Raw genomic sequence first — 15,238 nt, 5'->3', positions numbered from 1 at the left:
CCTGGGCGGGATGGAGTGCTTTTTTGCGCTAACGGACCTGAGAAACCCTATTTGTCCCAAAATGGAGGAGTAGAAATTGTAACGGACTCAGTTGACCTTATTTCCTTCAAATCAGGTCAAATTGCCTCATCTGGGGTTAAATAGCGCCTGCTGAGTCCGTTACAGCGGGAAATACCCGGGAAATGAGCGAATAACGTCATTACGGTCCGTTACGGTTCCGCAACCGTCCCGAATCAGGCGGGTAGAGCGAAGTTTGCGGATGTCATAAGAGCATTTCCCGGGGGAAGGAGTCGCCAGCGCCTGCGCCGGGAGGCTCGATCCCGAGGGAATGGAAGAAAAGCCTTAAGCCGGGGGATTCAGGCCTTGCGGGAGATTTGCGTGCGTTCGGCGGCGGCCGTTTGCGTCAGCCGCATCGCCTCTTGCCAGCGGCGGTAAACGTCCCAGGCGGCACCGCTGTCGAGCAGCGCTTTGCAGGTGTAGACGCCTTCCTCGACGGAACCGGCCCGCCCGGTCAGCTCCAGGCGCACGGCTCCGTTCAGCAGCACTTGGTTGACGAAAGCGGGATGGGCTTCGCCGCGCAGCACAGCTTCCGTGACGCGCAGTTGCTGCTGCGCCGACCATGGCGTGTTCGTCTCCGGGAGCGGCGTATCCAGCCCATACGTTTCCGGGTCGATCACGTGCAGCTTGGCTGTGCCCTGGTCCACAACGTATGTCCGGGTCGGCCGGTCGATAAACAGGTCCTCCGATCCCTGCGTCCCCTGGACGATAAGCGCCCGGCGGTAGTCGAGCTCCTGAATGAGCTGGGCCATCCGGTCAAAAACAGTGTTGTGGTATACACCATAAACCAGATAAGGAGATTGGCTGAAATCCAGCAGCTTTTCGATCGTATTGAGGATCGACCGCAGCCCAAGCTCTTCGCGGATCGGCCGCAAGCGGGCCAGCGGCGGGCACCAGATCTCCGCCGGAACAAACCGGACCCTGGCCGCCGCGACTGCTCCACCTGGGCGGACTTCGGCCACCTCAGCCGCACTGGCTGGGCGAACTCTGGCCGCCTCGACCGCACCGCCTAGGCGGACTTCGGCCGCCTCGACCGCACCGCCTGGGCGGACTCCGGCCGCCTCAGCCGTGCCGCCTGGGCGGGCCGCGCCGGCGGGCTCCATCTTTTCGGCATGAATGCCCATTTCACCCAGCAGGTCCGGGAGCGTAACGCCCCATTTGGGGGGCAGCGGTTTTGTGCCGTGCAACGTCACCGGCAGTTCGCATGCGGCCAGCAGGAAAGACGTAGCGAAAGTGGCCATAAAGGAGTTGGTTCTCCCGTCGTAAGGGCCGGCGCAGTCAAGGCCGCCCGGAACCTCCGACCTGTGTGCGTGGCGGCGAAACACGGTCACGAACGCTTTCAGCTCATCCACGCTTTCCAGCTTGATGCGCTGCGCCATAAAAAACGCGCCGATTTGCGCCGAAGTCGCTTCACCGTTCACGATCAGCTCCGCGGCAGCCACCGCCTCCTCATAGGTTAAATCTCTGGCGCCTCTTTTTCCCCGGCCCACTTCCTTCAGAATATCCGTCATCAACATCAGCAGCCCCTCCTTTTCTAGAAAATTCAGTTCAAAGACCAGCTTTCAGCACCGAAGTGGGTGTTTCTTTAAAAATAACGGAATTTTATGGTCTTATTATCAGGAACTAAGCCTGTTCATCATCATTAGCGGAATTTTATGGTCTTATTTCACGATCAATGGTACCCAAAGCGGTCACTTTCCCACACTCCAAGAAAATAACGACATAAAATTCCTCTATTTCTCTCAAAATGGGTAATCTCGCTGAATTAGCGCCACTTTTTTCCCTTATATGACTGGCCCCAATAAGACTGGCTCAAAATTTTAATTGCTGGTGCGCTTTGACGACCGATGTCGCCACATCCACCATCCGTTTTCGTTCATTCATCGCCCGTTTGCGCAGCATATCGTAGGCTTCCGCTTCGGACACCTTGTTCACGTCGCATAAAATGCCTTTGGCCATGTCGATCCATTTGCGTTCTTCCAGGCGTGAGACCAGTTGCTCACGTTCATCCATCCATGCCTGGCGCTCAAAGAAATGCTTGGCGCCGATTTGCAGCGCCCAGTGCAGCTCCTTCGCGGACATCGAGGGAGCCAGGACGCCGTCGATCGGGACGTCGGTTTCGCAAGCCTCCAGGGAAGCGGAGGCGGCTTCCGCGCTGCACCACCACAAGAGCGGCAGGGGCTTCCACTTCAGCAATAGCTCGCCCCAGCGCCGGACCGTATCGATTGGCATATCGAGAACGGCGGCATCGACCTCTTTGATCCGCTTGCGGATTTGCGGCTCCTGGCAGGAGGCGAGGACGAGATAACCGCTCGTTTTCAGCTTTGACTCGGGATCGGGCAGAGGCGGCGTCAGGTGCGGAGCCCCCGGCCCGGCTTCGGTATAAGAAGTATCGCGTATGACCAATAAAAAGCGCATCGAGAGGCACTCCCTCCTATCCATGACGAACTTTTCAAACTTATAGAGGTATTGAACACGCACCTATTAAGAAGACACAAGAACGCCCGCGGCAAGCAGCAAGCAGCAAGCAAAGAGCTTGACGAATGGAGCCCATCAGCAACGGGAAGAAAACTGACATGGAAACGAGGTCTGAAAATGATACATGTATTTTCTCGTCTTTTCTCCAAAAAATCAATACAAATGTTAAGAAAACTGACATTAAAAAATTATTTATTAAAATTTATGTAATAATTATTGACATTGCCATAAAGCTTTTATATAGTAAATGTCAATCAATTTCATTTTTCAAGTTTGTATAATTCAATATTGAAACGTCGGGTACAATGGGGTACCCGGAAAGAAGCGGCAATGGAGCCTGTCTTCGCAATCCGTACGAAAAGTGTGTTTTTCTGCGGGCGAAGCGGGCTTTTTCTGTTTTTAGGGCGATTTCGCGAAAGGGGAGAATGGAGATGAACCACAAGAAAAAAATGGTGCTCGTCGGCAACGGGATGGCGGGGATGCGCACGATCGAGCATGTGCTGAAGCTGGCCCCGGAGGCTTATGAAATTACGGTGTTCGGCGCGGAGCCGTACCCGAACTACAATCGGATCATGCTGTCCTCGGTGCTCGCCGGTGGAGCCGATCTGAAGGAAATTATCATTAACGACCTTGAATGGTACGCGGAAAACAACATCAAGCTGCATCTCGGCGACGCGGTGACGAAGCTTGATATGGCGAACAAACGGGTCATCTCGGCGTCCGGTGTCCAGGCGGAATATGATGCGCTGATTTTGGCGACAGGCTCCGATCCGTTTATGCTTCCGCTCCCGGGCGCGCAAAAAGAAGGCGTAATCGGCTTCCGCGATATCAAGGATTGCGAGCTGATGATGGAAGCTTCCCAAAAATATAAGAAAGCGGCGGTGATCGGCGGCGGGCTGCTCGGCCTGGAAGCGGCGCGGGGGCTGCTGCATCTGGGGATGGACGTCTCCGTCGTGCACATCAATCCCTACTTGATGGAGCGGCAGCTTGACGAGCCGGCCGCGCGGATGCTGCAGCGCGAGCTGGAGGCGCAGGGGATGAAATTCCTGCTGCAGAAGCAGACGGCGAGCATTTACGGCCATCGCCGGGCCGAAGGGCTGGAATTTGCCGACGGCAGCCGGCTGGAAGCCGATCTGGTCGTGATGGCCGTCGGCATCAAGCCGAACGTGGAGCTGGCCAAATCGGCCGGGCTGGAGGTGAATCGGGGCATCATCGTGAACGATGATTTGAAAACGAGCGCCCCCGGCGTGTACGCGGTCGGCGAATGCGCCGAGCACCGCGGCATCGCCTACGGCCTGGTGGCCCCGCTGTACGAGCAGGGCAGCGTCCTGGCCAAGCGGCTGGCCGGCGTGGAGACGGCCGGCTACGAAGGGTCCGTCACCTCGACCAAGCTGAAGGTGTCGGGGGTGGACGTTTTTTCCGCCGGTTATTTTAACGATGCTCCGGGAACGCGTTCGCTGCGCATCCAGGACGAACTGGAAGGCACCTACCGCAAAATCGTCCTGCAGGACGACCGGCTCGTCGGCGCGGTGCTGTTCGGGGACACGACGGACGGCGCATCGTTGTTCGCCAAAATCAAAAGCGGGGAGTCGGTGGCCGGAAAAGAGAAGGAGCTGCTGCTCGGCTACACGCCGGGGCAATCCTCCGCGGCCTCCCCGAACGCCAGGCTGGCCGCGATGGCGGATGACGAGATCATTTGCGGCTGCAACGGCGTTTCCAAAGGAACGATCGTCGACGCGGTGAAAAGCGGCTGCACCAGCGTCGGCGAGATCAAAGCCTGCACGAAGGCGTCGGGCTCCTGCGGCGGCTGCAAGCCGCTTGTCGAAGGGCTGCTGCATTTATACGCCGAAGGCGATATCGGCGAGCCGGCCAAGGAAGGCATCTGCGGCTGCACTTCGCTTAGCCGTGACGAAATCGTCGAAAGCATCAAAACGATGGGCCTGAAAAGCGTCAAAGAGGTCATGAACGTGCTGGAATGGAAGGAGCCGGAAGGCTGCTCCAAATGCCGCCCGGCGCTGAACTACTACTTGGGCATGCTCTGGCCGGCCGAATACGCCGATGAAAAAGAATCGCGGTTCGTCAACGAACGCTACCACGCGAATATTCAAAAGGACGGAACGTTTTCCGTCGTGCCCCGGATTTACGGCGGTGTGACTTCCCCGGCCGATCTCAAGCGGATCGCGGCCGTGGCGGAGAAATACAACGTACCGATGGTGAAATTTACCGGCGGACAGCGGCTTGACCTCCTCGGCGTCAAAAAAGAAGACCTGCCGAAGATCTGGGAGGAGCTGGATATGGCGTCCGGCCATGCCTACGGAAAGGCGTTGCGCACGGTGAAAACCTGCGTTGGCTCGACCTTCTGCCGCTTCGGCACGCAGGACTCGATCGCGATGGGGATCCGCATGGAAAAAGCGTTCGAACGCCTCAATACGCCGGGCAAGGTGAAGCTGGCCGTATCCGGGTGCCCCCGCAACTGCGCGGAAGCGACGATCAAGGACCTTGGCGTTGTCGCCATCGACGGCGGCTGGGAGCTTTATATCGGCGGCAACGGCGGCGTGAAGGTGCGGGCGGCGGAACTGCTCTGCACGGTAAAAACGGAGGATGAAGTGATGGAGTGGACGGCGGCCTTCCTGCAATACTACCGCGAGCAGGCGAGCTGGAACGAACGCACCGCGCAGTGGGTGGAGCGGGTCGGGCTGGACGCGATCAAAGCGGTGCTGGAGAATGCCGAGGAACGTCAGGCGCTCGCCGCGCGCATCGAGGAGACGCTCAGCCGTACGACCGATCCGTGGAAGGAGATCATTCACAACGAAGAGCTGCGTAAAAACTTCGAACCGCTGCAAAGCGCGCAGTTGCAGAACTGATAGGGGGAACGACCATGCTGACAAAAATACAGGTTGCCCGGCTGGACGAGATCGACCGGCTGGGGGCGCGGACGGTAACGATCGGGGATAAGGAGGTGGCGATTTTCCGGCTCAGCGACGGCACGGTGCGGGCGATCGAAAATCGCTGCCCGCACAAGGCGGGACGGCTGTCGGAAGGGATGGTGTGCGGCGCGGCCGTGCATTGTCCCCTGCATGACTGGAAAATCGATTTAACCAGCGGGCAAGTGCGTGAGCCGGATCACGGCCAAGTGACCGTATACGAAACCGAAATCGATGAAAAAGACGGAGCTATCTATATTTCGCTGTAGAAGGGGAGACGCACCATGGACTACGTAAAACCCGGTGAAGTGCTGAATGCGATGATTGAAACGGGAGAGAACAAGGCCCGCCTTAGCATCCTGCAGATGCTGGCGAAAGGGTTTTTGGGCGGGGCGATTCTCGCTTTTGCCACAACGCTGGCTTTCACGGCCACGCAGCAAACGTCGCTGGGCATCGTCGGGGCGCTTATTTTTCCCGTTGGCTTCGTCATCATCGTGCTGCTTGGACTTGAGCTGGTGACCAGCAGCTTTGCTTTGATCCCTTTGGCCGTGCTGGAGCGGCGGGTCCCGCTTTCCCGGATGCTGGCCAATTTCGGCTGGGTGATCCTCGGACATCTGATCGGCTGCGCGGTGTACGCGATCCTATATGGGCTGACAATTACGAAAATGGGTACGGATTTCAGCCACCCGCTGATCCAGACGATCATTCAGACCAGCGAAGCCAAAACGGTCGCCTACAAGCATATGGGCGGCAGCGGGCTCGCCCTCGTCACCATCAAAGCAGTGCTGTGCAACTGGATGGTCACCCTGGGGGTGGTGATGGGGATGACTTCGCGTTCGACGGCGGGAAAAATCGCGGCGATGTGGCTGCCGATTTTGATCTTTTTCGCGCAGGGGTTTGAGCATGCCGTCGTGAACATGTTTGTCATTCCGGCGGGGATGATGCTGGGCGCGAACGTCAGCTTTGCCGACTGGTGGGTATGGAACCAGATTCCCGTGCTGATCGGCAACTTCCTTGGCGGCGTCGTGTTTACGGGACTGCTGCTTTACGTGTCACAGAAAGGAACAAGTTTGGCGTCGCAAGTGGAAAGGGATGCGTCCTCGGCGTCTTCTTCGTTAAATGCGTCGGACGAGCCCGGCCGCCGGGCGGTGCCGGCGGCGACGGCCGGAGCGGGAAAAAGCCTATGACCGGCCCCGTCGGGAAGGTAAGCATCGTCGGCGCCGGCCCGGGTGACCCGGAGCTGATCACGATCAAAGCCGTGAAAAGACCAAGCCAACATTGCCTGCCAGGGCAGGTGACAGGTTCCCGCGCCCCGACATAACGTTCTGATTGGAGATATCCAATAGAATTGGAAATTCAGTGGCAAATACAGCAGCCTGATTGGATATTTTCCAATAGATTGAGCTCGGTAGCGGGCAATAGGGCGATTTGAGCGAATTCTATTGGATATTTTCCAATGAGAGTTCAAAATGGCGTCTGATTTCCGTGAATCTATTGGATATTTCCAATGAGCTTCGCGAATCCGTAGCGGCCGATGTAAAAAACAGCCGGATGCAGACGCTTCTCCGCATCCGGCAAATTTTGCGTGCATAAACCAAGCCGCATTTACTTAAAGGACGCCGTGAGACGTCTTCCTTTCTTTAAAATTGAATTTTGGCGCGGCGCCTGCCCTGCCATTACGGCATTGTCGCGCCGATATTCGTACCGCTGGGCGTTCCTGATCCGATCAGGTCGCTGCCGGCGGCAAGCTTCAAAAAGTTCCCGAGACTGAAGGAACCGTCAGCGTTTCTGGTGACGGATGGGGTCAGGGAGACGAAATCCGCATCACTGGCCACCAGTCCTTTGGCGTTGGTGCTTTTTTTGTTTTTCCACCAGACGTTGCTGCTGTCGACATCGGTTCCGCTCGTTTTGTCGCTGGATCCCCCGGAGTACGACAGATTGTTCGTGAACACATGCGTGCCTTTGTCAAAGGCGAAATTGCTTTGTCCGTTGCTCCAGGAGGTATTATTGGTCATGGTGATGGAGCCCGGGTTGCTGTTGTAGGTGAAGCCGTGTTTTTTGTTCTGGAAGGCGACGCTGTTTTGCACGATGTGATTGACGGCGATTTTATCCCCGCCCAGCTTGAAGCCATTGCCATCGCTGTCCGACGTCGAATTGCCGTCCGAGGTTTGGCCGTTTTTGTAAGCGATGCTGTTCTTGATCGTAACCGTTCCGATCGCTCCCGTTTCGGACTTGGTGTACAGATCCCAACCGTCGTCGGTATTCCAAGCGGCGATGCAGCTATCGAATACATTGCCCGGGCCGATCGTCAGCTTGGCGGCAAAGCCGTCCGCGTCTTCACCGTTGTCGGGGTCGAAATTGTCATGGGAGTATACCCGGATAATTTGGTTATAGCTTGGCCAATCGGCGATATCCGACAGGGAGGAGGAATAACGGCTGATCTGCAGCCCGGAGTCGCGGTTATGGTGGGTTTCTACATTTTCGATGATGTTGTAATTTCCGCCGATGAAGATCCCGTTATCTCCCGCTCCCCGTACTTCCAGCCCCTTGACATGCCAGTAGTGCCCGAAAATTTGCAGTCCGCGTTGGTCGGAAGCGAAGGCTTGGGCATAGAAATCCAGCACCGGTTTTTCGCTCCCGTACGCGGCGATCGTTTTATATTGGCCTGCGCTGCCGCTGTTGTTCCGTTCGATGGTTACCGGAGCGGAAAAGTTGTAGGTGCCTCCGCGCAAGTATATGGTGCCGCCGGGCGAAACTTTGGTAATAGCCGCGCCCAACGTGGTCGGACTATCGATCGTCCCCGAATTGCTGCTCGAGCCGTTAGGGGAGACATATATGACTTCCGCCGCCGCTGTCACGGACTCTTCGCTCTCGCCGACAGTAGTGAATTCACTGCTTGCCGGTGCAGCGGACTCTTCGATCCCGGCAGCGCCGGATTCGTCGTTCACCGCCAGCGAGGACGGTAAACCCCAAGTCAGCGATCCGCCCAATGCAAGAGTGAATGTAAGCGCGACCATTATTCCGCGTGAAGCTAATTTTGATTTTTTCATACAAACAGCTCCTTCATGGAAATTTTGCAAATTATAAACAAACAGGTTAAAACTTACGCAAAAACCAGGATTGGAAAAATAACGGCACAAAAAGCGGCTTATTTCGGAAGTAAAATCCGTTCATGGCACACCCCCCGTCAAAAAAAATTCAGGGCGTCATACCTCAAACCTGGGAGAAAGAGAGTGGAATTGTTTCAAAGTGGCGTCCTCAAATTAACTATATAGTAAATAAATGTAATGCATCAATGAGTCTTTTCGACTATTTTCCACAAATTTCTTATTTTGTTGTGTGACAGGGAGTGGAGATCCGTAATCAAACATCTAAATTTTTCAAGGTAAAAGCTTTAATTTGGAGGATTCCAGATATTGTTAAACAATTATAATATGGAAATGTAAGCGATTGCACAAATGGGTTTGAAGGAGGTGACCGGTCCCGATCGTCAGATCAAATACCGCGCGTCGTCCAGGTGAAGATTTCTAGTAAAAATAATCAAGGAGGAAATCACGATGCTTAAATCAAGGTTCATGATGGGGCTTGCCGCTTTTGTGCTGCTGGGCTCCGTGCTATCGGCCGCGTTCAGCGGGGAAGCCCGGGCCTCATTGGCGAGCGGGAGCAAGTTTTTGGGCAATATTGTGGCCAATAGTGTCCCCTCCAACTTTTCAACCTACTGGAATCAGATTACACCGGAAAACTCGACAAAATGGGGGGCAGTTGAGGGAACAAGGAACAGCATGAACTGGGGCGCCGCCGATACGGCTTACAACTATGCCAGAAGCAACAACATGCCGTTCAAATTCCATACGTTGGTTTGGGGCAGTCAAGAGCCCGGCTGGATCGGCGGCCTGTCGGCCGCGGAACAGAGGGCGGAAGTCACGCAGTGGATTCAGGCGGCGGGGCAGCGGTATGGAGGCGCACAATTCGTCGATGTCGTTAATGAACCGCTGCACGCCAAACCTTCTTATCGGAACGCGATCGGGGGAGACGGAGCTACGGGCTGGGATTGGGTCATTTGGTCTTTTGAACAAGCCAGACAAGCTTTTCCCAACTCCAAGCTGTTGATCAACGATTATGGGATTATCAGCGATCCGAATGCGGCGGCCAATTATGTAAAGATCATCAATTTGCTGAAAGCGAGAGGCCTGGTCGACGGGATCGGCATCCAAGGCCATTATTTTAATATGGACACGGTGTCGGTCGGCACGATGAATTCGGTGTTGAACACGCTGGCCGCTACCGGATTGCCGATTTATGTATCGGAACTGGACATGACCGGCGACGACAGTACACAGTTGGCCCGATATCAACAAAAATTCCCTGTGCTTTGGGAGCATTCCGCGGTACAAGGGATCACGCTGTGGGGCTATATTGAGGGCCAAACCTGGCAAGCGGGCACGCAATTGATCACCAGTTCGGGCACCGAACGGCCGGCGCTGCAATGGCTCCGGCAGTATCTTGGCGGAGGCGGGGGCAACCCCGGCGGCGGTTCCGACGGGGCTTATGCCGACTTTGAAACGGGCACCGACGGGTGGAGCGGAGGCAATATTGTCGGCGGGCCTTGGTCTACCACGGCCTGGAGCGCCAAAGGTTCGAGATCTTTGCAGGTCGACATGGCGATGTCGAACGGAAGCCAGCACTATATGTACAAGAGCGGCAATCTCGATTTCTCGGACCATTCGCAGCTAAGGGCTACGGTAAAGGGGGCGAGCTGGGGGAACTATGGCTCCGGACTCGGGGTCAAGCTGTACGTGAAGTACGGTGACAACTATACGTGGAAAGACAGCGGCTGGCGGACGATCAGCGCCGGCGGAACTTTGGATTTGAGCCTGGATCTGTCGGGGGTCGATAAGTCCAACATTAAAGAATACGGCGTTCAATTTATCGACGCCAGCAACTCCTCGGGCCAAACCTCGGTATATGTAGATAACGTGTATTTGCAGAATTAAGCATAAAAGGCAAGAGAGCCGCAGGTATGGTGCGGTTCTCTTGCCTTTGCAACTTTTGCGCCTTTCAGCTATATGCCGATATAGTCGGGGTGGCAGGTTACTGCGGCCGTGGGGCAACCTAACGTTCTGATTGGAATTATCCAATAGAATGGAGAGTAAGCGGCAAGCGCAGCAGTATGATTGGATATTTCCAATAGATTCGGCTCGGCAGGGCGCATAACGGGAGGTCAGCGAATTCTGTTGGATATTTCCAATGAGTGCTCCAATAGCGTTCGGTTTCCGTCAATCTATTGGATTTTTCTAATCATCTTCGCCCATTTCAAGCAGCTCGCTCACCGTCACGAGCCGATATCCTTCACGCGTCAGTTCAGAGACGAGAATCCCTACAGCCTCTACCGTTTGCGAGCGGTCATCGAAGCCATCATGGAACAGCAGCACGCTGCCCGGCGCCAGCGCTTCCCGCGTTTTATCGACGATATGCCGCACTCCGGGCATCTCCCAATCGGTGGCCGCGCCGTTTACCGCTCCGATGGAGTGGTAGCCGAATTCGCCGGCCGCCATCGCGGCCACCTCGGCGTTGATGGCAGCATAAGGCGGCCGAAACACGCGTGGTTTCGAACCGGTCACCCGCACGATCAGTTCCTCCGTTTGTGCCAGTTCCCGGCGGCATTCATCGGGACCGACTTCAGGCAAAGCAGGGTGCGTGTAAGTATGGTTTCCGATCTCATGGCCCTGCTCATGCACGGCCTGCGCGGTGCCAAGGCTTTTTTCCATCTGCGTGCCGATCATAAAAAAGGTGGCCTTGCCCCCCGCTTCCCGAAAAATGTCGAGAATCTGCGGCGTGAATTCCGGGTTGGGGCCATCGTCAAACGTAAAGGCGACGGCCTTCTCACGGACGGTAATCTGAGAAATTACTTCGTGACTTGGCATGTTAGGATCTCTCCTCCAGGTTAAATTCGTTAACTATGTCAATATTTTATTCGTGGTTTGAGGGGAGAGTCCTTTTTTAAGATTAATTTAAAAGCTTTCGGCAGGGTAGAGGGCGAGGTCTGGGGGCTAAGGGACACCAGAGCCGTTATTTTCGGAAAAACGGAGGTTTACAAAATGTAACGGACACAGATGACCTTATTTACCTCAAATCGGCCTGGATGAACGGGTTTAGAGCGAAATAGGGTCGCCTGTGTCCGTTAGGCCGGGAAATACCCGGGAAATGGGCGGATAACGTCGCTGGTGTCCGTTAGAGCAGCATACCCCTCCCTCCCCTTTCACTGAGCGTATGGGTTTGCACCACACAGGACTTCGCCAGCTGCGAGATTTTTCTTAATTGTTAGTCTGCCAATATGGTAATTTTTATATTAAAAGGAGGTGTGTTATGAAAGTCAAAAAAATTGCACTATTGGTTGTTTGTCTGTTAGTTATCGGCATGTTTTCTGTACTTTCGGTCTTTAAACTTATACAGACTTCCCAAGTCAGACAATACTTATATTCACAGGGGTATAATAATGAAGATATTAAGTTCATCAGAACAAAAGTTGGGAAGGCCCCTTTATTTAAAACAATGGTTATATTCAAAGACGAACCAGAGGCGTCGTATTTTTATAGAGTTAGGGACGGGGAAGTTTTACAATTTACTCATTCGGTCGTTGAAGGGGTATCTAATAAAAGAAAACCCGAAGGGGAGTACAAACATATCGACAAGAGGTAGAACAGTTATAGATCAAGGTATTTGACTTGAAGAAAAGAACGGGCTGGTTACAAGAAAAAGTCCCTTGGAACCAACCCTCTATTCATGCCGGATGCCCCGTCATTTTACCCCGCTAGTCCCCTCTAAGCGCAGAGGTGAAACTCCCGCGTTCTCTTCTTCAATAGGAAACAGTTCATCCAAATTGTTCATCTCTTTTGTACCCAGCTGTTCCACCGTTCCATCCGTATGGATGCGGCCGTATTGCGCTTGCCCGGCGTGCGTGGAGATATCATAAAAGACTAAATTTGTTTTTATTTCCGGGCGAGTTCCTTGTTCTTTAAAAATCCCTTTAGCGTAAAAAGTCGATTCCTTGCTTTGCTTGGCGTCCAGGGCCAGGGCCGCCTCCCAGATTAACTGAGCCGCGTTATCGGTAATCCGATAATAACTGATCACTTGGTTTGAGATGCTGAAGAAGCTTTTATATTCTCCCTCAGGAAAATAAATGCTCCAGGTTCCCAGGCTATCGCCGGAAAAATCGAGGTCAGGCAAAGAAGATATTCTCGGCAAGTTCAAAGCCGCGAGCCGTGCAGCCGTCAAATCCCCGCTATGCAGGCTTTTTTTCTGCTGCTCCGTCGTTTTGGCCACGTAAACCGTCTTGCTGTCCGGATTCCAGGCAACGTCGGCATCAAATGCTTCCGCTACAAACCGCAAAGGCACCATGACTCTGTTATTTATGACCTGCGCAGGTTGAGACATGCCGATCGTTTGCGATCCCTTTTGGGCGGTTTTTTCGCCGACTTTCAGGGTAAGCGCCGCATCCGTTCCGCTCTGGGCGATCGTCAAGCTTTTGGTCGCATTATCCCAACTGCTGATCGTTAAGCCTTCGATTTCCTCAACAACACGAATGGGCACGTATACCGAACCGTCTTTGTTCACGGGTTTGGCGGACGTCTCGGCAAGCTTGCCATTGAAGTCGAGTTGGATGTTTTCCGCGGCAAGCGCAGCCGGCACCATACTTACAAACAAAAGCAAACCCAACAAAGAAACTTTGAACCTCATGAGACCATCCTTTCGTCGCCATAAATCATTACAGTTCTATACTAACCGGCCAGGGCAATCTTGGCAAAAATACCGCGTTTCCCCGCTACACCCCCGAATAAGCCATAAATCCGCCGTCAACGGGGATCACAGTTCCGGTCACGAAACTGGAGGTGTCGGCATCCGCCAGCCACAACAGTGTACCGAGCAAATCCTCGGGAACGCCAAACCGGCGCATCGGCGTGTGCGTGATGATTTTGTGCGAACGTTCGGTCAGCGATCCGTCAGGGTTCGTCAGCAAATTCTTGTTTTGTTCGGTCAGGAAAAAACCCGGGGCGATCGCGTTCACGCGGATCCCCGATTCGGCCAAATGCACGGCCAGCCATTGCGTCAGATTGTTGATCGCCGCTTTGGCCGCGCTGTAGGCCGGCACTTTGGTCATCGGGCTCACCGAGCTCATCGAGGAGATATTGATCACGACGGCGCCAGGCCGGCCGATCATCGCTTTGGCAAAAACCTGCGTCGGGATCAGCGCGCCGGTGAAGTTGAGGTCGAGAACCCCGCGGACCCCGGTCAAGCTAAGATCAAAAAAGGTCGTCACATCCGGGTTCTCCAGATCTTCGGGGCGAAAAATCTCGTTTGTCGTGTTGGCGCTGGCCTGGTTGCCGCCCGCCCCGTTGATGAGAATGTCGCAGGGGCCGTATTTTTCACGGACGGCGGCTTCGGCGGCCTTGACGCTCTCCACGTCGGTAACATCGCAGGCGATGGCTGCGGCTTCTCCGCCGTCACGGCGGATTTGTTCGGCGACGGCCTCGCCTTTAGCCGCAGTCCGGTTCAAAATGGCGACGCGGACCCCTTGGCGGGCCAACTCATGAGCCATCGCTTGGCACAGCACCCCGGCTCCGCCGGTAATGACCGCGGTTTTGCCCGCCAGCGACGGGTGTGACGGTAGTGGATTCATTGGATTCTCCCCCTTAATGATTGGACTCTGCTGCTTGCTTTGCATAGGCATCCCACAAACCCCACAAATACATAATGCCGAGCGCCCGGTCGTAAAGCCCGTACCCGGGGCGGCACTGCTCGCCCCAAATGTGGCGTCCGTGATCCGGCCGGGCATAGCCGTTAAAGCCGTTATCGAAATAAGCTTTAACGATCCCGGCAATGTCTACCGTGCCATCCGCGGTGCGATGCGATGTTTCGATGAAATCGCCGTTGTCAAATACGCGCACGTTGCGGATATGGGCAAACGGAATCCGCTCATGGAACTCGTGGATCATGGCGATAATATCGTTTTCCGGATTGGCCCCAAGCGAGCCGCTGCACAGCGTAATTCCGTTAGCCGGACTGTCCACGAGCGACAGAAAGCGGCGCAAATTTTGCCCATTCGTAATGATGCGCGGCAATCCGAAAATCGGCCACGGCGGATCGTCCGGGTGAATTGCCATTTTGATGCCGTTTTGTTCCGCAACCGGAATGATCGCTTCCAGAAAATATTGCAGATGCTTCCATAGATCCTCTTCGGTCACGTTCCGGTACGCTTCAAACAGCTTGGTCAAATGCGCCAGCCGCTCCGGTTCCCAGCCCGGCATGGTCAAAGCGCTATTCTGGTTGATCGTCCGCACCAGCTCAAACGGGTCGATGTTGTGAATTTTCGCTTTTTCATAAAACAGCGCTGTCGATCCGTCTCCGGTAGGTTTATGCAGATCGGTGCGCAGCCAGTCGAAAACTGGCATAAAGTTGTAGCAGATGACCTTGACGCCAACCTTGGCTAGTTTTTCGATGGTGCGCTTGTAATTTTCGATGTACTCGTCCCGGCTCGGCAAGCCGAGTTTAATATCTTCGTGAACGTTAACGCTTTCAACAACATCGAGATGGAGCCCGTAGCGCTCGGCCTGCCTGCGGACTTCCGCGATTTTCTCCATCGGCCATTCGTCTCCGGCCGGCACGTCGTGGAGCGCCCAAACGATCCCTTCCACGCCGGGAATCTGCTTGATCTGTTCCAGCGATACCGTGTCATTGTCTTCGCCGAACCAGCGAAATACCATACGCATGTAATCACCGCC

General features: G+C 54.8%; 13 protein-coding genes and 1 pseudogene. 7 read left to right on the top strand and 7 right to left on the bottom strand.

Going from position 1 to position 15,238, the window contains the following annotated elements; all coding sequences use genetic code 11:
• Positions 1-356: 356 nt before the first annotated feature.
• Positions 357-1,574, bottom strand: coding sequence for an anthranilate phosphoribosyltransferase (locus tag EHV15_RS06005; protein WP_246061338.1), 1,218 nt, complete (start codon positions 1,572-1,574; stop codon positions 357-359).
• Positions 1,575-1,869: 295 nt separating this feature from the next.
• Positions 1,870-2,475 (bottom strand): ANTAR domain-containing response regulator, encoded by a 606-nt coding sequence (locus EHV15_RS06000; RefSeq protein WP_128630443.1) that lies wholly within the window; start codon positions 2,473-2,475, stop codon positions 1,870-1,872.
• A gap of 491 nt (positions 2,476-2,966) precedes the next feature.
• Here EHV15_RS06000 and nirB point away from each other — a divergent pair, with 491 nt between their 5' ends.
• The 4 genes from nirB to EHV15_RS05980 are packed head-to-tail and all read left to right on the top strand — an operon-like array spanning position 2,967 to position 6,780.
• Positions 2,967-5,399 (top strand): nitrite reductase large subunit NirB, encoded by a 2,433-nt coding sequence (gene nirB, locus EHV15_RS05995; protein ID WP_128630442.1) that lies wholly within the window; start codon positions 2,967-2,969, stop codon positions 5,397-5,399.
• Between the two features lie 14 nt (positions 5,400-5,413).
• Positions 5,414-5,728, top strand: a complete 315-nt coding sequence (nirD, locus tag EHV15_RS05990) for a nitrite reductase small subunit NirD (RefSeq protein WP_128630441.1) — start codon at positions 5,414-5,416, stop codon at positions 5,726-5,728.
• Between the two features lie 15 nt (positions 5,729-5,743).
• A complete protein-coding gene (locus tag EHV15_RS05985; protein ID WP_128630440.1) occupies positions 5,744-6,646 on the top strand; it encodes a formate/nitrite transporter family protein in 903 nt (300 codons plus the stop codon).
• Complete coding sequence (locus EHV15_RS05980) at positions 6,643-6,780, top strand: hypothetical protein (RefSeq protein ID WP_246061337.1); 138 nt, start codon at positions 6,643-6,645, stop codon at positions 6,778-6,780. The genes EHV15_RS05985 and EHV15_RS05980 overlap by 4 nt, the downstream gene beginning before the upstream one ends.
• A 355-nt stretch (positions 6,781-7,135) precedes the next feature.
• Here the strand turns inward: EHV15_RS05980 and EHV15_RS05975 are convergent, their stop codons facing one another.
• Positions 7,136-8,509, bottom strand: a complete 1,374-nt coding sequence (locus EHV15_RS05975) for a right-handed parallel beta-helix repeat-containing protein (RefSeq protein ID WP_246061336.1) — start codon at positions 8,507-8,509, stop codon at positions 7,136-7,138.
• Between the two features lie 528 nt (positions 8,510-9,037).
• Between EHV15_RS05975 and EHV15_RS05970 the strand changes: the two are divergent.
• Both EHV15_RS05970 and EHV15_RS38000 read left to right on the top strand, forming a co-directional pair.
• A pseudogene (locus tag EHV15_RS05970) lies at positions 9,038-9,964 on the top strand (endo-1,4-beta-xylanase); the annotation flags it as partial.
• Positions 9,941-10,453, top strand: coding sequence for a hypothetical protein (locus tag EHV15_RS38000; protein ID WP_342774083.1), 513 nt, complete (start codon positions 9,941-9,943; stop codon positions 10,451-10,453). The pseudogene EHV15_RS05970 and the gene EHV15_RS38000, both read left to right, overlap by 24 nt.
• Before the next feature lie 300 nt (positions 10,454-10,753).
• On the opposite strand, the gene EHV15_RS05965 is transcribed toward EHV15_RS38000, so the two are convergent.
• Complete coding sequence (locus tag EHV15_RS05965) at positions 10,754-11,383, bottom strand: polysaccharide deacetylase family protein (RefSeq protein ID WP_128630438.1); 630 nt, start codon at positions 11,381-11,383, stop codon at positions 10,754-10,756.
• Between the two features lie 442 nt (positions 11,384-11,825).
• Between EHV15_RS05965 and EHV15_RS05960 the strand changes: the two genes are divergently transcribed.
• Positions 11,826-12,158 (top strand): DUF3139 domain-containing protein, encoded by a 333-nt coding sequence (locus tag EHV15_RS05960; RefSeq protein WP_128630437.1) that lies wholly within the window; start codon positions 11,826-11,828, stop codon positions 12,156-12,158.
• 99 nt (positions 12,159-12,257) lie between these two features.
• On the opposite strand, the gene EHV15_RS05955 is transcribed toward EHV15_RS05960, so the two are convergent.
• The 3 genes from EHV15_RS05955 to uxuA form a co-directional block, all read right to left on the bottom strand.
• Positions 12,258-13,178, bottom strand: a complete 921-nt coding sequence (locus EHV15_RS05955; RefSeq protein ID WP_218571214.1) for a copper amine oxidase N-terminal domain-containing protein — start codon at positions 13,176-13,178, stop codon at positions 12,258-12,260.
• Positions 13,179-13,281: 103 nt separating this feature from the next.
• Complete coding sequence (locus EHV15_RS05950) at positions 13,282-14,136, bottom strand: SDR family oxidoreductase (protein ID WP_128630435.1); 855 nt, start codon at positions 14,134-14,136, stop codon at positions 13,282-13,284.
• Between the two features lie 13 nt (positions 14,137-14,149).
• Positions 14,150-15,226: a mannonate dehydratase gene (uxuA, locus tag EHV15_RS05945; RefSeq protein ID WP_128630434.1), complete on the bottom strand. Its 1,077-nt coding sequence runs from the start codon at positions 15,224-15,226 to the stop codon at positions 14,150-14,152.
• Between the last annotated feature and the right edge of the window lie 12 nt (positions 15,227-15,238).

The sequence above is a fragment of the Paenibacillus oralis genome (assembly GCF_003863965.1).
Taxonomy (GTDB): domain Bacteria; phylum Bacillota; class Bacilli; order Paenibacillales; family Paenibacillaceae; genus Fontibacillus; species Fontibacillus oralis.
The sequence above is the reverse complement of the archived record's forward strand: the minus strand, read 5'-3'. Positions and strand labels throughout refer to the sequence as shown.

Excerpts from the sequence above, each read along its gene's own strand:
- EHV15_RS05985 (WP_128630440.1), top strand. The coding sequence starts at position 5,744 with ATGGACTACGTAAAACCCGGTGAAGTGCTGAATGCGATGATTGAAACG.
- EHV15_RS05975 (WP_246061336.1), bottom strand. The coding sequence starts at position 8,509 with ATGAAAAAATCAAAATTAGCTTCACGCGGAATAATGGTCGCGCTTACA.
- EHV15_RS05950 (WP_128630435.1), bottom strand. The coding sequence starts at position 14,136 with ATGAATCCACTACCGTCACACCCGTCGCTGGCGGGCAAAACCGCGGTC.
- EHV15_RS06000 (WP_128630443.1), bottom strand. The coding sequence starts at position 2,475 with ATGCGCTTTTTATTGGTCATACGCGATACTTCTTATACCGAAGCCGGG.
- EHV15_RS05960 (WP_128630437.1), top strand. The coding sequence starts at position 11,826 with ATGAAAGTCAAAAAAATTGCACTATTGGTTGTTTGTCTGTTAGTTATC.
- EHV15_RS05965 (WP_128630438.1), bottom strand. The coding sequence starts at position 11,383 with ATGCCAAGTCACGAAGTAATTTCTCAGATTACCGTCCGTGAGAAGGCC.
- EHV15_RS05980 (WP_246061337.1), top strand. The coding sequence starts at position 6,643 with ATGACCGGCCCCGTCGGGAAGGTAAGCATCGTCGGCGCCGGCCCGGGT.
- nirD (WP_128630441.1), top strand. The coding sequence starts at position 5,414 with ATGCTGACAAAAATACAGGTTGCCCGGCTGGACGAGATCGACCGGCTG.
- EHV15_RS06005 (WP_246061338.1), bottom strand. The coding sequence starts at position 1,574 with ATGTTGATGACGGATATTCTGAAGGAAGTGGGCCGGGGAAAAAGAGGC.
- nirB (WP_128630442.1), top strand. The coding sequence starts at position 2,967 with ATGAACCACAAGAAAAAAATGGTGCTCGTCGGCAACGGGATGGCGGGG.
- uxuA (WP_128630434.1), bottom strand. The coding sequence starts at position 15,226 with ATGCGTATGGTATTTCGCTGGTTCGGCGAAGACAATGACACGGTATCG.